This is a genomic window from Streptomyces sp. NPDC054834, from assembly GCF_053611185.1.
Window position 1 is genome coordinate 104,897 of sequence record NZ_JBSGZV010000020.1, and the last position, 21,631, is coordinate 126,527.

Consider the following 21,631-nt stretch of genomic DNA (forward strand, 5'->3'; position numbering starts at 1 on the left):
GGCATCGGAAGAACTTGGGGGAGCGGGCCGCGTCCGAGCGGTCCCGCCGTCCCCGCCGACCCGGCCCGTGTCCAGGAGTAAGCCATGACCGGCGTCATCACGCTCGACCGCGCTCCGCAGTCCGCCGCACCCGTCCGTTACACCGTGACTCTCGCCCGCGACGAGGCCGACGTGCGTGCCGCGCAGCGGCTGCGGCACGAGGTCTTCGCCGGGGAGATGGGCGCCCTGCTGTCCACCCCGCAGCCTGGGTACGACATCGATGCCTTCGACGCGTACTGCGACCACCTGCTCGTGCACGACACCGTGAGCGGACAGGTGGTCGGCACCTACCGGCTGCTGCCGCCGGAGCGGGCCGCCGTCGCCGGGCGCCTGTATTCCGACGGCGAGTTCGACCTCTCCCCGCTGGACGCGATCCGGCCGGGCCTGGTCGAGGTCGGCCGGTCCTGCGTGCACCCCGACCACCGCGACGGTGCGGTCATCGGCCTGATCTGGGCCGGGATCGCCCGCTACATGCTCGACCGCGGCCACGAGTGGCTGGCGGGCTGCTGCTCCATCTCGCTGGCCGACGGCGGTGTGCTGGCGAGCGCCACCTGGAACCGGGTGCGGGCCAAGCACCTGGCTCCGGAGGAGTTCCGGGTACGCCCGCTGCTGCCCTGGATCCCGAACGAGCCGGCCGGCCCGGCGCGGAGCGAACTCCCGGCTCTGCTGCGGGGCTATCTGCGCCTCGGCGCCTGGGTGTGCGCCGAGCCCGCGCACGACCCGGACTTCGGGGTCGCCGACCTGTACGTGCTGCTGTCGATGCGCCGGGTCGATCCGCGCTACCTGCGGCACTTCCTCTCGCTCGTACCGGCCTGATGAGCGTCTGGCTGCCCAGCGCGCCCTGCACCCCGGGGGCGTGCGTGGAGCGGGCGGGGTCCGCGGCGGCCGTGCCGCGTGCCGTGCTGCGGCTGGCGGGGGTCACCGCCCTGCTGCTGGCCGGGATCGCGCTGTCCCCACTCGGCGGGAGGATCCCCGCCGAGTGGGTCAGGCGCTGGTGCCGGGCGGTCGTCCGGGCCGCGGGAGTCCGCGTCCGCGTCACCGGCGGCGCCCCGCCCGCCGGCGGGCTGCTGCTCGTCGCCAACCACATCTCCTGGCTCGACATACCGCTCCTGGCCGCCGTGCGCCCCGCGCGGATGCTCGCCAAGAAGGAGATCCGCGGCTGGCCGGTGGCGGGCGCGCTGGTGGCCCGGGGCGGTGCCCTGTTCATCGAGCGGGACCGGCTGCGCGCCCTGCCGGACACGGTCGCCCGCATCGCCGGGGCACTGCGGGGCGGGGCGGCCGTCGTGGCCTTCCCCGAGGGCAGCACCTGGTGCGGGCGGTCACAGGGCCGCTTCCACCGGGCCGTCTTCCAGGCCGCGCTGGACGCGGGCGTGCCCGTGCAGCCGGTGCGACTGCACTACCGGGCCGCCGGGGGCGCGGCCAGCACGGTCCCCGCGTTCGTCGGCGAGGACACACTGCTGGCCTCGGTGTGGCGGGTGGTCTCGGCACGCGGCCTGGTCGCCGAGGTGCAGGTGCGGCCGGTGATCGAAGCGGGCAGCCACCCCGACCGCCGCTCGCTGGCCCGCGCCGCCCAGCCCCTCACGGCCGAGCCCGCCTGGACCCACACGGCCCTGGTGCTCAGTGGCCGTACTCAAGGTGCGGCTTGAGCAGTCACCGGGACGGCGCCGGCTCCCGGGCCAGGTAGGGCGCCGTCGCGCTGCCCGCCGCGCGCGCCACGGCCGCCGGGGGCCCCACCGTCCGTGGCACGTCCGCCCAGGGGCCCGCCGCCATGATCCGCCCACCCGCGTCCCCGCCGTGCTCGGCAGGAGCAGCTCGACGCTCACGAACCGTTCCTGTGGACCGAGCGGGAGTGCCGGGCAGGGCGCGCTGGTCAGGAAGCGTTCCGCCTTGGCACGCAGGGCCGGGCTCCTGGAGTCCGAGAAGGTCTTCATCACGTACCGGCGGGCGCTCGTGTACGTGCCCTGGTACGGCCGCTGGATGCGGTCGGCGTCCCGCACCGGGTGGACGGTGACCACCGGCTGCTCGTCCGTGAACAGGATCCACTCCCGCTGAGCGGCGGGCAGCTCGCGCCAGGGCCGGTCCACGTCGTACCCGAGCGCGTCGAGGATGTCCCGCAGGTTCTTGCCCTGCCAGGCACCCGGCCAGGCGGCGATCGCACCCTCCCGGACGGACAGCCCCGGATCGGGGACCAGCAGTTCCTCGCTGGTCCGGTGCACCCGGCCCAGCCCGTGGCACTCCGGGCAGGCGCCGGCCGCAGTGTCGGGGGAGAAGGCGTCGGAATCCAGCCGCTCGGCGCCCGCCGGGTAGGTGCCGGCGCGGGAGAACAGCATGCGCAGCGAGTTGGAGAGGTTCGTCACCGTGCCGACGGAGGAGCGCGAGGTCGGCGCCGCGCGGCGCTGCTGGGCGAGACCTCGGGCGGCAGCCCGGTGATCTCCCCGGCCTTCGGCGCCCCCACCTGGTGGATCAGCCTGCGGGCGTACGGGGCGAGCCTCCGCGTAGATCGTGCCGAACGCCAGCGACGACTTCCCCGAGCCCGACACGAATTCGATGCGGTCCGTCGGGACGAAGATCCGAATGAGAATACTTGTGAGTCAATTCACTGGGATTCAACTGGATTGCTCCTAAAGCCAGGCTCTAGTGTCTTCGTCATACATGTGACTCTCATGGGTGTTATCCGGAGAGACTCGACCCCTGGAAGGTGGACAAGTGAGCGAAGATGCCGTGTGGGTCCGGGGTGTGACCGGAATCCAACTGCACCACGTCACCGATCTCCAGGACGCTCGTCGGTTCCTGGGTAACGCTGTCATGGCACTGAGTGCCGCCCATGTGCGGACCGGCGACGACAGATTCTCCGGCCTCGCGGACCAGCTCAAGAGCGTGGTCGCCGCGGCGCGCGATCTGGAGGGCGAGGCCCGGGAGCGTATGCACCGGCTGCACACCACGGACCCCGAGCGGTTCGTGCGCTGCCGGGAGGGCGAGGAGCCCTGGCCGGACGAGCATCAGGCTGGGTTCGTTCCGCGCCACACGTGCCGGGACGAATGCCTTTACCACGATCGCGGGGTGCTGGACGGAATCCTCCAGTGCACCTGCGGCCGGCCCCCGTGCCGTGCGTGCGCGATAGCGGGTACGCCCTGACGCCACGCCCCGTGCGCAATCGCCCGTAATTACCGCGGCTCACATACTCACAGCTCAAGACGGCGCCCCGCGGGCGCCGTCTTGAGCTGCCTTGACACCCGGCCCGTACAGGCGTTGCCTGTAATTAAGTGCGGAGCATTGCGACGCCCTTCGGCTTGATTGGATCCGTGCGCTTCCGCGCGGGCGGAGACGCGGCGAGTTGGAGGTTTTATGGCCACGTACGAATATTCGTGCAGTCGCTGTGGAGCGTTCGACGTGCGGCTGCCGATCGGCGCCGCGCCGGCGCGGCAGAGGTGCCCGCGGTGCTCCGCGCAGGCGCGGCGTGTGTACTCCGCTCCTGCGCTCGTGTCCACGTCGCCCGCTGTCACGGCCTTGCGTGAGCAAGAGGAGCGGTCGCGGGAAAACCCGGCGGTGGTGACGCGAGTTCCTCCCAGGAGAGCTGCGCAGAGGCCGGCCCATCCGGCGGTCGCCCGGCTCCCCCGGCCCTGAGGGCGGTAGTCGCCGGCGCGCGGAATATCGGGAGGTGAGTCCCCTTGGGCAACGTCGGACTTCTCTTCGTGGGTGCGGTGCTGTTCATGAACGGGCTGATGCTGCTGGGGAAGGTGGACAGCCGGGCAGCGGCTGTGTTCAACCTGTTCGTGGGCGGGCTTCAGGTCCTGACGCCCACCTATCTCATCATCGCCGCGAACGGGGATCCCAGAGCGATAATGCTGGCCTCCGGCATATTTCTCTTCGGTTTCACATATCTGTATGTAGGAATCGGATTGCTGATGGGGCTGGACACGACAGGAGTGGGATATTACTCACTGTTCGTGGCCATCGTGGCTCTGGGTTATTCGTTCGTCAGCTTCCGGCTGGTCAACGACAAACCATTCGGAGTCATATGGCTCTACTGGGCGTTCCTGTGGTTCTTCTTCTTCCTGCTCCTGGGACTGAAAATCGAGTCGCTGACGCCCTTTGTCGGCTGGGTGACCGCGATCGAGGGCTGGGTGACCGGTGTCATACCGGCATTCCTGCTCCTGACCGGTTACTGGGTCCCGCGGAACTACAACGAGACAGCGATCGCGCTGGGCGCGTTCGGCGTGCTGGTCTTCTCGGCGCTGTGGATCGTTCTCCGGCGCAGGGAGCACGGAAGGCCTTCGCGGGAGTACGGAGCCGCGGGCGCCCCGACCGGCAGCCCGGGCTGACGGCCGGTGCCACCGTGCGGGAGGTGGTCGACGGGACAACAGAGGCACAAAGCGGGGGACGGCAGCACCACACAAGGAACTGACATGCCTGAAATAGTCTTCAGCGTCGACCAGTCCCGGTCGATGGCTGAGCAGAACGTACCGGGACACAACAGGTGGCATCCGGACGTCCCGGTGGCCGCCATGGTCCGCCCGGGTGACGAGTTCCGCGTCGAATGCCGCGAATGGACCGACGCGCAGATCGGCAACAACGACTCCGCCAACGACGTCCGTGATGTCGACTTGAAGCGCTGCCACATGCTCAGCGGCCCGATAGGCGTCGAAGGCGCGGAGCCGGGCGACCTGCTCGTCGCGGACATCCTCGACCTGGGGCCGGTACCGCAGCAGGTGGGGGACGCCCCGGGTCAGTCCTGGGGATACACCGGCGTCTTCGCCAAGGCCAACGGCGGCGGCTTCCTGACCGACTACTTCCCGGACGCCTACAAGGTGATATGGGACTTCCACGGCCAGGTGGCGACCTCCAGGCACCTTCCCGGTGTCCGCTTCACCGGCATCACCCACCCCGGCCTCTTCGGCACCGCGCCGTCCGCGGAGTTGCTGGAACTGTGGAACACGCGGGAACAGGCACTGGTCGACACCGACCCGGACCGGATCCCGCCTCTGGGACTCACGCCCGACCCCGATCAAGCCCTCTCCGGTCAGGCAAGCGGATCCGATGCCGAACGCATCGCCGGGGAAGGGGCCCGTACTGTTCCCGCGCGGGAGAACGGTGGCAACCACGACATCAAGAACTTCACCCGCGGAGCACGAGTCTTCTACCCCGTCCACGTCAAGGACGCCAAGCTGTCGGGCGGTGATCTGCACTTCAGCCAGGGCGACGGTGAGATCACCTTCTGCGGCGCCATCGAGATGGGCGGCTACATCGACTTCCACGTCGATCTGATCAAGGGCGGCATGGAGAAGTACGGCATCACCACCAACCCCGTCTTCATGCCGGGCAACGTCGAGCCGCGGTACGCGGAGTTCATGTCCTTCATCGGGATCTCCGTGGACCACGACACCAACACCAACTACTACCTGGACGCGACGGTCGCCTACCGCCGCGCCTGCCTGAACGCCGTCGAGTACCTGAAGAGGTTCGGCTACACCGGACAGCAGGCCTACCTGCTGCTCGGCGCGGCCCCCATCGAGGGACGCATCAGCGGAATCGTCGACATCCCCAACGCCTGCTGCTCCCTCTATCTGCCCACCGGGATCTTCGACTTCGACGTCCGTCCCACCGCGGCGGGACCGAAGAGCGTGGACCGCGGGCAGTGCGCGGTGACCTCCTGACGCCCGGGGATGCCCGGACCGGAGACGATCCCGCCTCCCGGCACCCGCACGGCACGCCACCGGCCTCGCCGTGCGGGTGCGCATCCGTCCGGAGGAACTTGCCCCGCGGCGCCGTTGCGGTCCTTTCCGGGCCATGGCCCGGCGACGATGCTGAGGCCGTATGGACATCCTCCTCGTCGCCAGCGCCTTCAACAGCCTGTGCCAGCGCGTCCACGTCGAGCTCGCCGACCGGGGCCACCGCGTGGAGGTGGTGCTGGCCTCGCACGGGGACGACGCGGTGCGCGAGGCCGTCCGGGAGATTGCTCCGGAGCTGATCGTCGCGCCGATGCTGAAGACCGCCCTCCCCGAGGACGTGTGGCGGGAGCGCACCTGCCTGATCGTGCACCCCGGCCCGCCCGGCGACCGGGGCCCGTCGTCCCTGGACTGGGCCGTCGCCGAGGGCGCCGGACGGTGGGCGGTGACCGTGCTCCAGGCCGAAGCGGGCATGGACGCCGGTGCCGTCTGGGCGTCGGTGCCGTTCACCGTGCCGCCCGTCGCCAAGAGCGACCTGTACCGGGGCGAGGTCTCCGACGCCGCGGTGACCGCCGTCCTGCTGGCGGTGGAACGCTACGCCGGCGGCTCGTACAAACCGCGCCCGCAGAGCGACCCCGGGATCTCCGTGACCTGGCGCGACTTCTTCCGGCAGGACCGGCGGCGCGTCGACTGGCGGTACGACGACACCGCCACCGTGCTGCGCAAGCTGCGCGGCGCCGACTCCCAGCCGGGTGTCCTCGACGACCTCCTCGGACACGAGGTCTTCCTGCACGGCGGCCACCCCGAGGACGAGCTGCGGGGCCGCCCCGGCGAGCTGATCGCCACCCGGAACGGCGCCGTGTGCCGGGCCACCCGGGACGGCGCGGTGTGGATCCCGGAACTCCGCCCCCGCCGCGGCTCCGGCGACCCCGCACCCTTCCGGCGCCCGGCGGCCGACGTGCTCGGCGACCGGCTGCCCGACGTACCGGAGGTGCCCGCCCCCCTGGAGCCGCTCCCGGGCCGGCGCACCTGGGGCGACATCAGCTACCGCCGGCACGGCGACATCGGCCATCTGGCCTTCTCCTTCCCGGGCGGGGCGATGAGCACCTCGCAGTGCCGCCGCCTCCTCGCCGCCTACCGGCACGCCCTGACCCGGCCCACGTCCGTCCTCGTCCTCGGCGGAGTGCGCGACTTCTTCTCCAACGGCATCCACCTGGGCGTCATCGAGTCCGCAGCCGACCCGGCCGAAGAGTCGTGGACCAACCTCAACGCCATGAACGACCTGGTCGAAGCGGTGCTGCGGACCACGGACCGCCTGGTGATCGCCGCGCTCGGCGGCAACGCGGCGGCGGGCGGAGTGATGCTGGCGCTCGCGGCGGACGAGGTCTGGTGCCGCTCCGGCGTCGTCCTGAACCCGCACTACCGGCGGATGGGCCTGTACGGCTCGGAGTACTGGACGTACAGCCTGCCCCGCCGCGTCGGCGACGCCGCGGCCGAGCGGCTGACCCGCGAGGCGCAGCCGGTGAGTGCCGCCACGGCCGTCCGGCTGGGCCTCACCGACCGGGTGGTGACCGCCGCCCCCGGTGCGTTTCCCGAGGAGGTGCGCCGTCTCGCCGCCGCCCTCGCCGGGACACCGGACGTACGGGAGCGGATCGCGGGCAAGGCGGCGGCACGCGCCCGGGACGAGGAACGGCGGCCGCTCGCCGCGTACCGGGAGGACGAGCTCACCCGCATGCACCGCGTCTTCCACGACCCAGGGGCGCCGTACCACGCGCTGCGCTCCGCGTTCGTCCGCAAGCAGCCGAGCGGCTCGCCCCGGCCGCTCGCGCCCGTCCCGGCCACGCCGGGTGAGCCCCGATGACGCCGCCGCGCCTGCTGGTCGCCGGCATCGGGAACATCTTCCTCGCCGACGACGCCTTCGGACCCGAGGTGATCAAGGCCCTGGCCGGGCGGCCCCTGCCCGCGCAGGTCCACGTGCGGGACTTCGGCATCCGCGGCATGGACCTCGCGTACCAGCTCCTCGACGGCTACGACGCCGCCGTCTTCGTCGACGCCGCCCCGCGCGGCCTGGCACCGGGCACGCTGTCGCTGATCGAGCCCGATCTCCCCGACGCCACGGACACCGCCCGGCACGCCCCCGAGGCGCACGGCATGGACCCCGTGAAGGTCCTGGCGCTCGCCGCGCACCTCGGGGAGGGCGCGCTGCCCCGCGTCGTCGTCCTCGCCTGTGAGCCCGAGGCGGTGCCGAGCGCCGACGACCCGGACGTCACCGTCGGTCTGAGCGCGTCCGTGCGCGACGCCGTCGAACGGGCCGTGCCGCTGCTCCACACCGTGGTGGAGCGGCTGCTGGCCGACGCCGGCGCCGCGCTCGCGGCCACATGACCCCGCAGGTCAGTGGCGGTGCCGGACACCGGAGGCGGAACCGGCCATGCGCCAGATCCTGATCTCGCGCACCAGCCCGGGGAGCTCCCAGACCAGCAGGCCCAGCACCGCGCTCCCGACGAGCACCGCCTGTGCCGTCAGTACGCGTTTGGCCGTCACCGTTGCCATTGCCATGTCTGCTCCCTAAGCCGCTCAGCCCGGCGGAATGCTCGGCATGATCTTCAGGATCGCTTCGTGCTTCTTCCAGTGGATGCCCGTGGACCGGCGCGCGTCGGCGGTGCCGTCCTCGTGATGCCCCGTCTGGTGCTCGTACGGGCCCTTGTTGCCCTGGTGGAGGCCGAAGACGTGACTGGGCGTGTCGGGCTTCGCCTGCGGTCTGCCGACCCGGATGCTGCCCATGGTGTTCCTCCTTACGGTCGTGCGGCCGGTGCCACCGGCTGTGTGGCCGCCAACTCGGTGAAAAACCGTTCCAGTACCGGCCAAATCGTCTCTCCACCGGACATTCCCTGCCACTCCTGGCGCACCAGCCCGACGATCCGGAAGCAGTCGTCGACCGGCACGATCCAGTGGTGCGCGAGCCCCCGGGCGGTGTTCACCAGCAGCGCCTCCACCTCGGGTACCAGGCCGGCCAGCGGCGGACAGCCGGCCGCGACCTTCCGCCAGGCGTCCTCGTCCACCTCCCAGCGGGTGGCGCCCGCCGGGCTCGGGTAGTGCGCGAGGACCGTGCCGTCCGGGCGGGGCACGAAGAAGGCCAGTCCGACGGGCACGCCCAGCGGTTCGGTGTCCACCGGGGGCAGCCGGAGCCGGCGCAGCGGGATCAGCCGGTAGCGTCCGTCGCCCTCCTCACCCTCGGTGAACAGCAGCGCACAGGGCCGGCAGGCGCACAGCACCTCTTCGCGTACGCCGTCGTGGAGGTGGCGGTGGCCGTCCGGCACCGGGGCCGCGCACAGGTCGCACAGTTCCTCGGCCGCCGTCCGCCGGGCGGCGGCGGAGCGGATGACCCGCCCCAGCGCGCCGCCGGTCACTGTGCCACCCGCGGCCGCCGGGCACGGTGGGTGAGGGTGTCCAGCGGTACGAACGCGGGGGCGGGGGCGTCCCGCACCTGCTCCACCGCCTGAAGCTCGGGTGCCACCCCGAGGATCGCCTCCCGGACCGCGTCCAGGATCCCGGCGGACGACGAGCCGCAGCCCTTGACCGCCAGGCGGACCCGGGCCACCGCCTGGTCGATGCCGACCAGTTCGAGGTCGCCGCCCCGCTCGCGCAGCTCCCCGCCCAGCCGCTCCACCACCCGGGCCACCCGGGCCTGAACCGGCTCGGGGTGGATGCCGTGCAGGACCATCAGGTGGGCGAGGAGTTCGTCCTCGGCCAGTGCCCCGGCCAGGTCGGCGTCCGCGCGGTCCAGGATCCTGGCCAGCGCCTCGCCGTAGACCTCGGTCAGCGCCCGTACCGCCTCGAGGGCCTCCCGGGCGGTCGGGCCCGGGGTCTCCTCCAGGTGCTCCAGCAGGTCGTCGAGGCGGGCCAGCCGCGCGGCGAGGGACGCCTCGTCGAGCCGGGGTCCGTCAGCCATGGCCGCCGGCTCCGTATGTCGGCGAGTGCAGCGTGGTCAGTGTCTTCCCCTTGCCCACGTACATGTGCACACCGCACGGCAGACAGGGGTCGAAGCTGCGTACGGTGCGCATGATGTCGACGCCCTTGAAGTCGTCGGGGCCGTTCTCCTCGAAGATCGGCTGTCCCTGTACGGCGTCCTCGTACGGGCCGGGGGTGCCGTAGATGTCCCGGGGGCTGGCGTTCCACGGGGTGGGCGGGTACGGGTGGTAGTTGGCGATCTTCTTGTCCCTGATCACCAGGTGGTGGGAGAGCACCCCGCGCACCGCCTCGTGGAAGCCGCAGCCGATCGCCTCGTCCGGCACCTCGAAGTTCTCGAAGATCTTGGTGTCGCCCGCCCGGATCAGGCCCATCGCCTCCTCCAGGAACTGAAGGGCCATGGCGGCGGCGTAGGCGATGAAGTACGGCCGGGCGCGGTCCCGTTCGATGGTGTTGCTCCATTTGGGGATGTGCCACTCCAGCGTCGTCTCCGGCAGGCTCTCGCCCTTGGGCAGCGAGATGCGCACGCTGTTGCCGGTGGCCTTGACGTACGGGGTGTCGACGATGCCGTTCAGCGCGGTCGACCACAGCCGGGCCAGCGGACCGCCGCCCGTGTCCAGGGCGAGGTGGTCGCCGCTGCGCTGGTCGTACCAGCGCGGACTCATCACCCAGCTGTACTTCTCGGCGAAGTCACGTTTCTGCGGTACCGGGACGGTCGTCTGGTTCCACGGGTGGCGCATGTCGACCGGGTTGCCGAGCGGGTCGTGGGTGACGAACGGCTGCTCGTTGACCCAGTCCTCGTAGTACGAGCTGCCGAGCATGATCCGCATGCCGAGGTTGATGTCGATGAGGTTGTTGGTGACCAGCTTGCCGTCGACGATGACGCCCGGGGTGACGTACATCGCCTTGCCCCACTGGTTCATCGTCTCGTAGCGGTAGTCGACGACGTCCGGGTTCTGCCAGGCGCCCCAGCAGCCGAGCAGGATGCGGCGCTTGCCGACCTCCTCGTAGCCGGGCAGCGCCTCGTAGAAGAAGTCGAAGACGTCGTCGTTCATCGCGACGGCCTTCTTGACGAAGTCGATGACCCGCATCAGCCGGCTGAGGTAGTCGGTGAAGGTGTTCGGCTGCGGCATCGTGCCCACGCCGCCCGGGTACAGCGTCGACGGGTGGACGTGCCGCCCCTCCATCAGGCAGAACATCTCCCGGGTGACCCGGCTGACCTTCAGCGCCTCCTTGTAGACCTCGCCCTCGAACGGGTTGAACGCCTTCATGATGTCGGCGATGGTGCGGTAGCCGTGGATGTCGCCGCGGGGTGCGTCGGTGCGCTCGGCACGGGCCAGCAGGCCGGGGTTGGTGGCCTTGACCATCGCCTCGCAGAAGTCCACGAACACCAGGTTGTCCTGGAAGATCGTGTGGTCGAACATGTACTCGGCGGCTTCGCCGAGGTTGGTGATGTAGTCGGCCAGCCGCGGCGGCTTGACGCCGTAGGCCATCTGCTGGGCGTAGTTCGAGCAGGTGGTGTGGTTGTCGCCGCAGATCCCACAGATGCGCGAGGTGATGAAGCCGGCGTCGCGCGGGTCCTTGCCCTTCATGAACACCGAGTAGCCGCGGAACAGCGACGAGGTGCTGTGGCATTCGACGACTTCCCGGTTGGCGAAGTCGATCTTCGTGTAGATGCCCAGGTTGCCGATGATCCGGGTGATCGGATCCCAGGACATGTCCACGAGCTGGGCGGGTTTGCGCCGCGTGGACCGGGCCTCGGTAGTCGTCATCTGGCTTGCTGCCCCTTGCTGTTCGGGTTCCATCGGTGAGTGGTGGGTCCCCCCCCGGTGTTGCCGTGTCAGGCGCGCCAGTGCGGGTCGTAACCGCTGGTCAGCTTGCGCTTGTTGTGCCGCCACTTGGGCTCGTGGTTCACGATGTCGTTCGTCAGTCCGCGCAGCCGGCGTACGACCGCCCCGTACGGCTTGACGACCAGCGACGACAGCGTTGCACCGGGAGGCTCGTCCATGAACGGCATGAACGCGTCGGGGAAGCCGGGCATCGTGCAGCCGATGCAGATGCCGCCGACGTTCGGGCAGCCGCCGATGCCGGCCATCCAGCCGCGCTTGGGCACGTTGCAGTTGACGACCGGGCCCCAGCAGCCGGTCTTCACCAGGCACTTGGGGGAGTTGTAGTCCTTGGCGAAGCTGGCCTGCTCGTAGTACGAGCCCCGGTCGCAGCCCTCGTGCACGGTCTTGCCGAACAGCCACTGCGGTCGCAGCATGTGGTCCAGCGGTGGCGGGGGAGCGGCCCCGGCCGCGTGCTGGAGCACCCAGACCAGGGTCTCCATGAAGTTCTCGGGCTGGATGGGGCAGCCGGGCACGTTGACGATGGGCAGACCCCCCTGCGACACGAAGTCCCAGCCGAGGTAGTCCGCGAGGCCCATCGAGCCGGTGGGGTTGCCCGCCATCGCGTGGATGCCGCCGTAGGTGGCGCAGGTGCCGGCGGCCACCACCGCCCAGGCCTTCGGGGCCAGTTGGTCGATCCACCAGTTCAGGGTCAGCGGCTGGCCGGTGTCCGGGTCGTTGCCGAACGACGTCCAGTAGCCGTCGCCCTTGATGATGTTCTGGTTCGGGATCGAGCCCTCGATGACGAGCATGAACGGGGCCAGTTCGCCGCGGGCCGCCGCCCGGTACGGAGCGAGGAAGTCCTCGCCGCCCAGGCTCGGTGAGAGCACCTTGTTGACCAGGTTCACCTTCGGCAGGCCGGGGATCAGGCCGAGTACCACGTCCTCGATGGAGGGCTGGCCGGCGGCCGTGAGCGAGACGGTGTCGCCGTCGCAGCTCATGCCCTCGGAGATCCACAGGATGGTGATCTCGTCGAAGCCCTCGCGCCGTTCGGACCGGCTGGGGTCCTGGCTGACTTCGGTGGTGCCGCTATGGGTGGTCATGTCCTCGGCCTCCGCTGCAATCGGTCCCTGAGTCGGTCGAACGCCGCGGCCACCGGCCCGGCGAGGGTGAGCGCGGGTGGATGGTCCGGCGCGTGGGGGTGGGGGCGGGTCGGTACGTCCTGTCTGGCCTTCGCCAGCAGCCGCCCGAGGTCGTCGAGCTCCTGCCGGGAGACGGAGGCGCGCAGCCGGGGCATGAACACTTCCTCCTCCTCGCGCACGTGCTCCTCGACCTCGCGGCGCAGCCGGGCGACGAGTTCGTCCGTCCGCTCGTCCCCTTCGTCGAGCCGGTCCAGAGCGAGCAGCGACTCCTTGACCGCCATGTGCTCGCCGAGGTGCTCGTCGATCTCGCGTCCGCCGTCGACGAAGACCTTCCTCGCCAGGGGGTAGACGTACATCTCCTCCAGGGCGGCGTGCCGGGACAGTTCCCGCACGAGCAGTTCGACGACACCCCGCCGCTGCCGGTCCGAGGCGGCCGAGTGGTAGTCGCGGAACAGCTGCTCCACCCTGCGGTGGTCGTGGGTCAGCAGCTCAAGGGCTTCCATCGGGCGCTCCCTCGTCCACGGTGGCGGAAAGTGGCTCCAGTTCGTGCGGGCGGAAGTAGAAGTAGCGGCCGTACCAGGCGTTGAGGTCCGCGGCCGGGTCGTCGTCGAGCGTGACGGCCAGGTGCTCACTGCCGTCCACGTCGTGGAACACGGCCGCCACGCGGGCCGTGCGGCCGGCCAGGAACATGTCCTGCGCGTCCGCTCCCCGCCCGGCCGGCCGCAGCCGCACGGTGCTGCCGGCCGCGACGGGCACACCGTCCACGGTCACGCTGTCGGTCGTGGGCGACAGTCCCTCGTCGCCGCCCTCCTGCCACCAGGGGACCATTCCGCGCGGCCCGGCGGCCACCGGCGGTGCGCCGAACGGGTCCGCGGCGGGCGAAGGCGGGGCGGCCGGTGTGCCGCGGGTCGCCGGCTGGAGGGAGCGGATCGCACCGTGCAGGCGGGCGAACATCTCCGGCGGCATGTTCTCGACCCGGTCGAGGATGTCCGCGGCCCGCCGGTCGGTGGCCCGGGCCTCGCGCTTCTCCTCGTCCGTCAGCAGCAGCGTGCGCAGGCTCAGGATCTCGTCGATCTCGGCGGCGTCGTGCAGGTCGCCCGGACTCTCGGGGGCCACCTGCGGATGGTCCGGCAGGATGATCGGCGAGGACAGGACCGCGTCGCCGCGGCCCGGTCCGCCGCCCAGGACGGGGAAGGTGAACAGGTTCCGGCAGCCGCGGGCGTGCTCCTCGTTCCCCTCGGGCGGCTCGATCAGCGACCCGAACTCGACGCCGGTGCCGCAGATCAGGGTGTGGGTGGCCATGAGCGCGTGCCGCAGCGCCTCGGCGCGGGGCACGCCGGCGCCGCCGGGCAAGGACCCGGTGTTCTCGGTGCGCACCCGCAGCCGGTACAGCGCGGTGCCGTCGCCGTCGTCCCGGATCCGCTCGGCCCGGACCGTCGTCACGGCGTGGACCGGGTCCCGGCGGCGCACCACCCGGCCCGCCCCGCCGCCCACTTGCTCCGTCCCCGCGCCGCCGGGCGAGCCCACCGTCGTACGGTGGAGGCCCTGGAGGAGCCGGGCCAGCGGGACGTCGATCTCCGCCTCGCGGGGTACCGCCTCGTCGAAGGTCAGATGGACCTCCGCCCCGGTCTCCAGCGCCTCCACCGGCCGGTGGAGGCCGTCGCCGGTGGACTGCTCCACCTGCTTGCGCTGGAGCTGAAGGTAACGCACCGTCACCCGCAGCCGGGCGTCGCCGGACGCCCGCAGCAGGCACTCGGTCTGCTGGTACCAGGAGTCCACCGAGCCGGACACGCCCGGTGGCACCGGCCCGTCCGCCTCGGCCCACTCGCGCGGGGTGAGGACGCCGAACTGCCAGCGCATCCGGTTCTTGGGGGATGACCGGCGGTACGGATAAAGAAGGTAGCCCTCGTAGAGCACGGCGTCGGCGACCGTGCGCAGCCGCTGGAGCGCCTCGTCACGTGATGCGAGCGCAGCACATCCGCTCCGAGCGGTACCGTCCACCATCCTGTCTCCTGTCACGCCGGCCATCCCTTCCACCAGCGTCACACCGCTCACACCGGTCGGCCTCCTGTGGCCACCGGGATTGGTCCACTCGGAGGAGCACCCTCGCGCGGACCGCGCATTCACCGGGTCCGGCCTTCAGCCGTGGCGGGGACTCAGCGCCGGACCTGCGAGCGCCAGCCGTGGAGCCGGACCGGCGGCCCGGGTGGCCGAGCCGCCGCTCGCGCTGGAGTCGCAGTTCTTCGGGCACCGCGCGGGGGCACGGCCAACGGCCGAACGACCTGTTCGCGGTTCCTGCCTCTGGTCGAGGGCGGTTCCCGGGCTCCGAGGCCGCCGGCTCGTCGGCGGTGTCTAGGGTGGGCGTGTGACAGACAGCAGCCGGCGGCCGCTCGCCGTGTTCGACCTCGACAACACCCTTGCCGACACGGCGCACCGGCAGCGGTTTCTGGAGCGCAGGCCGCGGGACTGGGACGCCTTCTTCGCCGCCGCCCCCGCGGACCCGCCGCTCGCCGAGGGCGTGGCGCTGGCGCGTGGCAGTGCCGAGGAGTGCGAGGTCGTCTACCTCACCGGGCGGCCCGAGCGCTGCCGGCGCGACACGCTCGACTGGCTGGCCGCGCACGGTCTGCCCGAGGGACGCGTGTTCATGCGGCGCGACGCCGACCGCAGGCCCGCCCGCCACACCAAGCTGGAGATCCTGCGCCGGCTGGCCCGTGACCGGGAGGTCCGGGTCCTGGTGGACGACGACGAACTGGTGTGCGGCGACGCCGAACGGGCCGGGTTCACCGTCGTACGGGCCCGCTGGGCCCAGCCGTCGGCCGCGCTGGCCGATGCCCAGGAGCAGGAGGGGCGGACGTGAGGAGGGCCGGGCCGGTCAGCCCTCGTCCTCCAGGCGGAAGCCCACCTTCAGCCCGACCTGCCAGTGCCCGATCTCGCCGTTCTCGATCTGGCCCCTGACCTGTGTCACCTCGAACCAGTCGAGGTTGCGCAGGGTCTGGTGGGCGCGCGCGATGCCGTTGCGGATGGCCTGGTCGACGCCTTCGGGGGAGGTGCCGACGATCTCGGTGACCCGGTAGGTGTGGTTCGACATGGCGGGTGCTCCTCTTCCTCCGTGACAGGGGTGCCACGCGTCACACCACCGTGCCGCATGCGGAGGCGGATTGCGAGGCGATCGGGCCGTAACCCGGGGTAGGCCTTGACCTCCGCATTGGTCCATACCAAAATCCAGCACGCCCGTACGAGCGTCCGTGCTCGTCCCCCACGTCGGGCCCCCTTCCCTGTCCGCCAGACAGAACAGGACCCCTCGTGCGACGTCGACTCCTCGCCCTCATCTGTGTGTCCGCCTCCCTCGCCGCCGGCTGCGGTGTCCTGCCGGGCGGCGACGAGCGGCACACCGTCACCGTGTGGCTGATGAAGGACAGCGCGTCGAAGGACTTCCTGCGCCGCTTCACCGAGGACTTCGAGCACAGCCACGGCGACATCCGCCTCGACATCCGCATCCAGGAGTGGACCGGCATCGTCGACAAGGTGCAGAACGCGCTCAGGAGCGACGCCAAGGACGGCCCCGACGTCATCGAGGTCGGCAACACCCAGGTCCCGCGCTACGTCGAGGGCAACCGCCTCACCGACCTCACACTGGAGTCGGTGCGCGACTGGGACAAGGAGCACTGGCTGCCCGGCCTGACCGAACCCGGGCACCAGGGGACCCAGCAGTACGGCATCCCCTGGTACGCCGCCAACCGCGTCGTCATCTACCGCAAGGACCTCTTCGAACGGGCCGGCATCACCGGTCCGCCGAAGACCCGTGAGGAGTGGCTCGCCGACACGGAGAAGCTCGACTCCGGGGGCAACCAGGGCATCTACCTGGCGGGACAGGACTGGTACACGCTCGCCGGCTTCATCTGGGACGAGGGCGGCGACCTGGCCGAGGAGAAGGGCTTCCGCTGGAAGGGCACCCTGGACAGCCCGGCGGCGCTGCGCGGCATGGACTTCTACCGGAGGCTCCAGGCGCTCGGCAGGGGGCCGGTCGGCTCCGACGAGGAACATCCGCCCCAGGCGGGCGTGTTCGCGGACGGCAAGGTGGCGCAGATCGTGGCCGTGCCGGGGCTCGCGCAGTCGATCGTGCAGCAGAACCCTGAACTCAAGGACGAGTTGGGCTACTTCCCGGTGCCCGGGAAGACCGCGAGCCGGCCCGGCGCCGTGTTCACGGGCGGCTCCGACCTCGTCGTACCCCGCAACACCGACCAGCCGGACCGCGCCGTCGAGGTCGTCGCGGCCCTCACCGGCGCCACGTGGGACACCGATCTGGCCCGCACCATGAACTACGTGCCCAACAGGACGACCCTGGCGAGCGGGGTCGCGGGCGAGGAGGGGGTCGCCGCCATGGCGGCGGGCGCCGCACACGGGCGGGCGACCCCCAGCACCCCTCAGTGGACCGCCGTCGAGACCGACAACCCGATCAAGGAGTACATGAGCAAGGTGCTCGGCGGCGCGGACCCGGCGACCGAGGCCCGCCGCGCCTCCCGCCGCATCACCGACGAGCTCGCGCCCGGCCTGGACTGAGGCGGATGACGCCGCCGGGCCCCTGTGGTCACCGGGCCATGCTCAGCGACAGCGCGAACCGCCCCTGCGAGTCGGTCCACCAATGGGTCAGATCCAGCCCGGCGAGGGCCAGTTCGGTGGTGATCCCGTCCCGTCGGAACTTCGCCGACACCTCGGTGCGCAGCTCCTCGCCCGCCGCGAAGTCGACCGCGAGGTCCAGAGCGGGGATCTTCACGGTCTGGGCCGCACGGGAGCGCAGCCGCATCTCGATCCACTCGTTCGCCGCGTCCCACAGGGCCACGTGCTCGAAGGCACCGGGATCGAAGTCGGCGCCCAGTTCGCGGTTGACGACGGCCAGGACGTTCTTGTTGAACTCGGCCGTCACCCCGGCCGCGTCGTCGTACGCCCGGACGAGGACGTCCTCCTCCTTGACCAGGTCCGTGCCGAGCAGCAGGGCGTCACCCGGCGACAGCAGCGCGCGGACGGAGGCGAGGAACCGGGCGCGTTCGGCGGGCAGGAGATTGCCGAGGGTGCCGCCCAGGAAGGCCAGCACCCGTGGGCCGGGCGTGTCCGGAAGGGCCAGCGCGGCCGTGAAGTCGGCGATCAGGGCGTGCACTTCGAGCTCCGGCCGCTCCCCGACGAGGGCCTGCCCGGCCTGGGTCAGGGCGCTCTCGCTGACGTCGACGGGGACGTAGACGCGCAGGCTGGTGAGCGCGTCGATCAGGTACCGCGTCTTCTCGGAGGAGCCGGAGCCCAGTTCGACCAGCGTGCGGGCCCCGGTCGCGGACGCGATCTCGCCGGAGCGGGTGGTGAGGATCTCCCGTTCGGCGCGGGTCGGGTAGTACTCGGGCAGTTCGGTGATCTGCTCGAACAGCTCGCTGCCCCGGGCGTCGTAGAACCACTTCGGCGGCAGGGCCTTGGGGGTTGCGGTGAGGCCGTGCCGGACGTCGGCGCGCAGCGCGGCGTCCGTCGCGTCCTCGGGAAGGGTGCGGGTGACGTGCAGGGGACTCACGTGCAGGACTCCTTCGTCGATGGGGGCGCCCCCGCTCGAGCGGAGCGAGGCGTGGGGGAGGGGGCCAGGTCCTTCAGTGGGGTCAGCCGGGCGCCGGCCCGGTCGGCCGCGAGCAGCGTGCGGTCGGGCACTTCCTGCCAGCGCGGATCGTCGTCGTACGGCTCGGAGGCCACGACGGCGCGGCCGGGCTCCGTGAGGTACCAGAGCGTGTCGCCGCAGGCGGTGGCGGTGACGGTCTCGCCGTCGGTGAGCAGCAGGTTGAGCCGGGAGGCGGGGGCCGCCTCGGCGACCTGGAGAACCGTCTCGGCGAGGGCGCGGCCGGCCTCCTCGCCGGAGTGCAGCCGGTGCAGCACCAGCGCCCAGACGAAGGCCGAGTCGGTGCGCGCCTCGAGCGACAGCAGGTCGACCGGGGGCAGCGTGGGGGCCAGCGGGGCCACGGACCGCGGCCAGCCCCTGATCGCGCCGTTGTGGCTGAACAGCCACCGGCCCGCGGCGAACGGCGCCGCCGCGGCCTCCGCGTCGGCGCCCGCCAGGGTGGCGTCGCGCACCGCGGCGAGCAGCGCGCTCGTCCGGACCACCCGGGCCAGGTCGGCGAAGGACTGGTCGGCCCAGATCGGCCCGGCCCGCCGGTAGCGGGCCGGCACCGGATCGTCCGGGGCGTACCAGCCGACGCCGAAACCGTCGGCGTTGACCGTGCCGTAGCGCTGCCGCCGTGGCGCCCACGACTGGCGGTACAGGCCGTGCGGGGGCTCCACGATCACCTCGCCCAGCGGCTCCGGCGGCCCCACGTACGCCAGATGACGGCACATCAGACGTCCTCCGAGCGGGCGGTGCGGAAGCCGGAGAAGATCTGCCGCCGGATCGGGTAGTCCCAGTTGCGGAACGTGCCCCGGCAGGCCACCGGGTCCACGGCGAACGAGCCGCCGCGCAGCACCTTGTACTCAGGCCCGAAGAACACCTCCGAGTACTCCTTGTACGGAAACGCGGTGAACCCCGGGTACGGCAGCAAGTCGCTCGCCGTCCACTCCCACACGTCGCCGATCAACTGGCGTACGCCGAGCGGGGACTCGCCCGCCGGGTAGCTGCCCGCCGGGGCGGGGCGCAGGTGCCGCTGACCCAGGTTGGCGTGGACCGGCGCCGGGTCGGCGTCGCCCCACGGGTAGCGCCTGGAGCGCCCGGTGGCGGGGTCGTGCCGGGCGGCCTTCTCCCACTCGGCCTCGGTGGGCAGCCGGCGCCCGGCCCAGCGGGCGTAGGCGTCGGCCTCGTACCAGCACACGTGCAGCACGGGCTCGTCGGGCGGGACGACCTCGGTGACGCCGAAGCGGCGCCGCAGCCACTGGCCGCCGTCGCGGCGCCAGAACTGCGGTGCGGTGATGCCGTGCCGGCGTATGTGCGCCCAGCCCTCGGGTGTCCACCAGCGCTCGGTGTCGTAGCCGCCGTCCTCGATGAACGCCAGGTACGCGGCGTTCGTCACCGGTGTGGTGTCGATGCGGAAGGGGGCCACCTCCACGCGGTGCGCGGGGCGTTCGTTGTCCAGCGCCCACGGCTCGGTGGACGTGCCCATGGTGAACGGGCCGCCGGGGACGAGGACTTCGGCCGGTCCGGTGAACAGCGGCGCCGGGTCCGGGTCGGGTGCGGTCAGGACCTGCGGGCCCTTGCGGAGCTGATGGGTGATCAGCATCGTCTCGTCGTGCTGCTGTTCGTGCTGGGCGATCATGCCGAAGGCGAAGCCCGCCTCGGTCAGCCGGGTGCCGTGCAGCGCCGCGCTCTCCAGCAGGTCCAGGGCACGGCCGCGTACCTCGGCCGCGTAGCCGCGGGCCTCGGCGGGCGGCAGCAGCGGCAGCGAGGGACGTTCGGCACGCGAGTGCTCGAAGGCGTCGTACAGGCCGTCGATCTCGGGCCGCATCGGCTCCCGGCCGCCGACCGCCCGCAGCAGCCACAGCTCTTCCTGGTTGCCGATGTGCGCGAGGTCCCACACCAGCGGGGACATCAGCGGCGAGTGCTGGGCGGTGAGGTCCGGCTCGTCGACACAGCTGGTCAGCAGGGTGGTCCGGGCCCGCGCGGTGGTCAGGGAGGCCAGCGCGCGCTCTCGGACAGCCTGGTGATCGGTCTCGTGCTCGGTCTCGGGGGCGGTCATGGGCGGATGTCCTTCCCGTGGGTGCGGGGAGCCGTGCCGCGCAGGCGGTCCAGCATGTCGTCGGCGGGGCAGCGGCCCCGGGCGACGTAGCGGTCGGAGTACGCCGCGACGGCGTCCGTGACCTCGGTCGTGGCGCCGAGCCGGGGGAGCGCCTCCAGCGCCGCCGCGAAACAGGCGACGGCGGCCTCCCGCAGCTCGGTGTCGGCCAGCGCGTGCCGGGCCGCGTCCGTCCACAGCGGGTTGTGCGGCGCGGGCAGCCCGAGCGTCCGTTCGGCCAGGGGCTTCACGGTGCGGTACGCGGTCTCGGCGGCCTCCGGGTCGTCGAAGAGCGCGGCCGTCACCGCGAGCGGCACGATCCACCCGTCGTCGCCGGGCTGCGCGTCAATCATGCGCAGCTCCAGGTGACCGCGCGGTCTGACCGGCGGGAAGAGCGTCGTCAGGTGGTAGTCGAGGTCCGCGTGGGTCGGCGGCCGGGGCTCCGCCTCGCGGATCCAGTCCCGGAAAGTGAGCCCCTCGGGCACCTCCCAGGGGGCGCCGTCGAGCCGTACGCACATCACCGGCGCGTCGAGCACGTGCCGGGCCCAGGCGGTGCGCGGTTCGCCGGCCGGGGGCGCGCCCGCGCGGCCCGCGCCGATCTCCATCCACAGCAGCTGCCGGGTGGACAGCCAGCCCGTCGGCTCCCCTGCGACCAGCGGGGAGTTGGCGAACGCGGCCACCAGGACCGCGCCCAGTTGGTGCGCCAGCCACCAGCGCCGCCCGTGGCCCAGCGGGCCCGGCTCCTCGTACCCGGCGTCCAGGCACACCTGGACGGAGGCGGAGGTGCACATCATGTGGCGGCCGGCGGTGCCGGTGCGGTCCAGGCAGGTCTCCAGGGCGTCGTAGCGCGGCTCGTGGAGGAACCTGCGGGGCTCGTGCCAGGGGTCGTGGCCGACGCCGACGAGGCCGAGACCGTCCTCGGCCAGGACCGCGCGGACGGCGTCCAGGTCGGCGGCGACGGTGTCTATGCACTCCATGAGGGAGGCGGCGGGCGGCGAGCTCAGTTCCAGCTGGCCGCCGGGTTCGACGGTGAGCGCCGAGGCCAGGGAAACGGTGCGCAGTGCGGCATAGGCCGCTTCGAGTCGTTCTGGTGTCACCGGCAGCTGCGGCCGCCGCAGCTCGTGAACGAGCCATTCCACTTCGACCCCGAGCGTGCGGGGGGGTCCGGTCTTGAAACAGATGCCCCTGACCAGGGCCTCCACCTCGGGTTCGGTGACGACGGTGCGGTGCTCCGTACAGTCGCCAGCGTCACTTACCGAATCGGACAT

General features: G+C 71.8%; 23 protein-coding genes and 1 pseudogene. 10 read left to right on the forward strand and 14 right to left on the reverse strand.

Annotated elements, in window-relative coordinates; all coding sequences use genetic code 11:
- Positions 1–84 precede the first annotated feature (84 nt).
- Both ACWGJM_RS25915 and ACWGJM_RS25920 read left to right on the forward strand, forming a co-directional pair.
- Positions 85–855 (forward strand): GNAT family N-acetyltransferase, encoded by a 771-nt coding sequence (locus ACWGJM_RS25915; protein WP_453414095.1) that lies wholly within the window; start codon positions 85–87, stop codon positions 853–855.
- Complete coding sequence (locus ACWGJM_RS25920) at positions 855–1,685, forward strand: lysophospholipid acyltransferase family protein (protein ID WP_453414096.1); 831 nt, start codon at positions 855–857, stop codon at positions 1,683–1,685. Before ACWGJM_RS25915 ends, ACWGJM_RS25920 begins: the two co-directional genes overlap by 1 nt.
- 207 nt (positions 1,686–1,892) lie before the next feature.
- Here ACWGJM_RS25920 and ACWGJM_RS25925 read toward each other — a convergent pair.
- Positions 1,893–2,621 (reverse strand): annotated as a pseudogene (locus ACWGJM_RS25925) (ABC transporter); the annotation flags it as partial.
- A 124-nt stretch (positions 2,622–2,745) separates the two neighbouring features.
- Here ACWGJM_RS25925 and ACWGJM_RS25930 point away from each other — a divergent pair.
- From ACWGJM_RS25930 to ACWGJM_RS25955, 6 genes are all read left to right on the forward strand, one after another.
- Positions 2,746–3,174 carry a hypothetical protein gene (locus ACWGJM_RS25930; protein WP_453414097.1) on the forward strand — a complete coding sequence of 143 codons (429 nt, stop codon included), beginning with the start codon at positions 2,746–2,748 and terminating at the stop codon, positions 3,172–3,174.
- A gap of 210 nt (positions 3,175–3,384) precedes the next feature.
- Complete coding sequence (locus ACWGJM_RS25935; RefSeq protein ID WP_453414098.1) at positions 3,385–3,663, forward strand: FmdB family zinc ribbon protein; 279 nt, start codon at positions 3,385–3,387, stop codon at positions 3,661–3,663.
- A 44-nt stretch (positions 3,664–3,707) separates the two neighbouring features.
- Positions 3,708–4,361, forward strand: a complete 654-nt coding sequence (locus tag ACWGJM_RS25940; RefSeq protein ID WP_453414099.1) for an AmiS/UreI family transporter — start codon at positions 3,708–3,710, stop codon at positions 4,359–4,361.
- A gap of 84 nt (positions 4,362–4,445) precedes the next feature.
- A complete protein-coding gene (gene fmdA / locus ACWGJM_RS25945) occupies positions 4,446–5,693 on the forward strand; it encodes a formamidase (RefSeq protein ID WP_453414100.1) in 1,248 nt (415 codons plus the stop codon).
- A gap of 160 nt (positions 5,694–5,853) precedes the next feature.
- Positions 5,854–7,566 (forward strand): hydrogenase maturation protein, encoded by a 1,713-nt coding sequence (locus ACWGJM_RS25950; protein WP_453414101.1) that lies wholly within the window; start codon positions 5,854–5,856, stop codon positions 7,564–7,566.
- Positions 7,563–8,087, forward strand: a complete 525-nt coding sequence (locus ACWGJM_RS25955) for a hydrogenase maturation protease (protein ID WP_453414102.1) — start codon at positions 7,563–7,565, stop codon at positions 8,085–8,087. Before ACWGJM_RS25950 ends, ACWGJM_RS25955 begins: the two co-directional genes overlap by 4 nt.
- 9 nt (positions 8,088–8,096) lie before the next feature.
- Here ACWGJM_RS25955 and ACWGJM_RS25960 read toward each other — a convergent pair whose 3' ends face one another.
- The 8 genes from ACWGJM_RS25960 to ACWGJM_RS25995 all read right to left on the reverse strand — a co-directional run bounded on the left by ACWGJM_RS25960 (position 8,097) and on the right by ACWGJM_RS25995 (position 14,643).
- On the reverse strand, positions 8,097–8,261 hold the full coding sequence (locus ACWGJM_RS25960; protein WP_453414103.1) for a hypothetical protein: 165 nt from the start codon (positions 8,259–8,261) through the stop codon (positions 8,097–8,099).
- Positions 8,262–8,279: 18 nt separating this feature from the next.
- Positions 8,280–8,486, reverse strand: a complete 207-nt coding sequence (locus tag ACWGJM_RS25965) for a hypothetical protein (protein WP_361808083.1) — start codon at positions 8,484–8,486, stop codon at positions 8,280–8,282.
- Positions 8,487–8,497: 11 nt separating this feature from the next.
- The gene (locus ACWGJM_RS25970) at positions 8,498–9,112 is read right to left on the reverse strand and encodes a DUF5947 family protein (RefSeq protein ID WP_453414104.1); all 615 of its coding nucleotides are present in this window, start codon (positions 9,110–9,112) and stop codon (positions 8,498–8,500) included.
- A complete protein-coding gene (locus ACWGJM_RS25975; protein WP_453414105.1) occupies positions 9,109–9,654 on the reverse strand; it encodes a NifU family protein in 546 nt (181 codons plus the stop codon). The genes ACWGJM_RS25970 and ACWGJM_RS25975 overlap by 4 nt, the downstream gene beginning before the upstream one ends.
- Positions 9,647–11,443, reverse strand: a complete 1,797-nt coding sequence (locus ACWGJM_RS25980) for a nickel-dependent hydrogenase large subunit (protein WP_453414106.1) — start codon at positions 11,441–11,443, stop codon at positions 9,647–9,649. The genes ACWGJM_RS25975 and ACWGJM_RS25980 overlap by 8 nt, the downstream gene beginning before the upstream one ends.
- A gap of 68 nt (positions 11,444–11,511) precedes the next feature.
- Positions 11,512–12,600: an NADH-quinone oxidoreductase subunit B family protein gene (locus ACWGJM_RS25985; RefSeq protein WP_453414107.1), complete on the reverse strand. Its 1,089-nt coding sequence runs from the start codon at positions 12,598–12,600 to the stop codon at positions 11,512–11,514.
- Positions 12,597–13,142 carry a hemerythrin domain-containing protein gene (locus ACWGJM_RS25990; protein WP_453414108.1) on the reverse strand — a complete coding sequence of 182 codons (546 nt, stop codon included), beginning with the start codon at positions 13,140–13,142 and terminating at the stop codon, positions 12,597–12,599. The genes ACWGJM_RS25985 and ACWGJM_RS25990 overlap by 4 nt, the downstream gene beginning before the upstream one ends.
- Positions 13,129–14,643 (reverse strand): hypothetical protein, encoded by a 1,515-nt coding sequence (locus tag ACWGJM_RS25995; protein WP_453414109.1) that lies wholly within the window; start codon positions 14,641–14,643, stop codon positions 13,129–13,131. Before ACWGJM_RS25995 ends, ACWGJM_RS25990 begins: the two co-directional genes overlap by 14 nt.
- Before the next feature lie 361 nt (positions 14,644–15,004).
- On the opposite strand from ACWGJM_RS25995, the gene ACWGJM_RS26000 reads away from it, so the two are divergent.
- Entirely contained in the window at positions 15,005–15,496 is a 492-nt protein-coding gene (locus ACWGJM_RS26000) for a phosphatase domain-containing protein (protein WP_453414110.1), read from the forward strand.
- Positions 15,497–15,511: 15 nt separating this feature from the next.
- Here the strand turns inward: ACWGJM_RS26000 and ACWGJM_RS26005 are convergent, their stop codons facing one another.
- Positions 15,512–15,727: a dodecin gene (locus tag ACWGJM_RS26005; RefSeq protein WP_453414111.1), complete on the reverse strand. Its 216-nt coding sequence runs from the start codon at positions 15,725–15,727 to the stop codon at positions 15,512–15,514.
- A gap of 215 nt (positions 15,728–15,942) precedes the next feature.
- Here ACWGJM_RS26005 and ACWGJM_RS26010 point away from each other — a divergent pair, with 215 nt between their 5' ends.
- On the forward strand, positions 15,943–17,199 hold the full coding sequence (locus ACWGJM_RS26010) for an extracellular solute-binding protein (RefSeq protein ID WP_453414112.1): 1,257 nt from the start codon (positions 15,943–15,945) through the stop codon (positions 17,197–17,199).
- A 28-nt stretch (positions 17,200–17,227) separates the two neighbouring features.
- On the opposite strand, the gene egtD is transcribed toward ACWGJM_RS26010, so the two are convergent.
- The 4 genes from egtD to egtA are packed head-to-tail and all read right to left on the reverse strand — an operon-like array spanning position 17,228 to position 21,631.
- Positions 17,228–18,190: an L-histidine N(alpha)-methyltransferase gene (gene egtD, locus ACWGJM_RS26015; protein WP_453414113.1), complete on the reverse strand. Its 963-nt coding sequence runs from the start codon at positions 18,188–18,190 to the stop codon at positions 17,228–17,230.
- Entirely contained in the window at positions 18,187–18,999 is an 813-nt protein-coding gene (gene egtC, locus ACWGJM_RS26020) for an ergothioneine biosynthesis protein EgtC (RefSeq protein WP_453414114.1), read from the reverse strand. Before egtC ends, egtD begins: the two co-directional genes overlap by 4 nt.
- Positions 18,999–20,327: an ergothioneine biosynthesis protein EgtB gene (egtB, locus tag ACWGJM_RS26025; protein WP_453414115.1), complete on the reverse strand. Its 1,329-nt coding sequence runs from the start codon at positions 20,325–20,327 to the stop codon at positions 18,999–19,001. The genes egtC and egtB overlap by 1 nt, the downstream gene beginning before the upstream one ends.
- A complete protein-coding gene (gene egtA / locus ACWGJM_RS26030; RefSeq protein ID WP_453414116.1) occupies positions 20,324–21,631 on the reverse strand; it encodes an ergothioneine biosynthesis glutamate--cysteine ligase EgtA in 1,308 nt (435 codons plus the stop codon). Before egtA ends, egtB begins: the two co-directional genes overlap by 4 nt.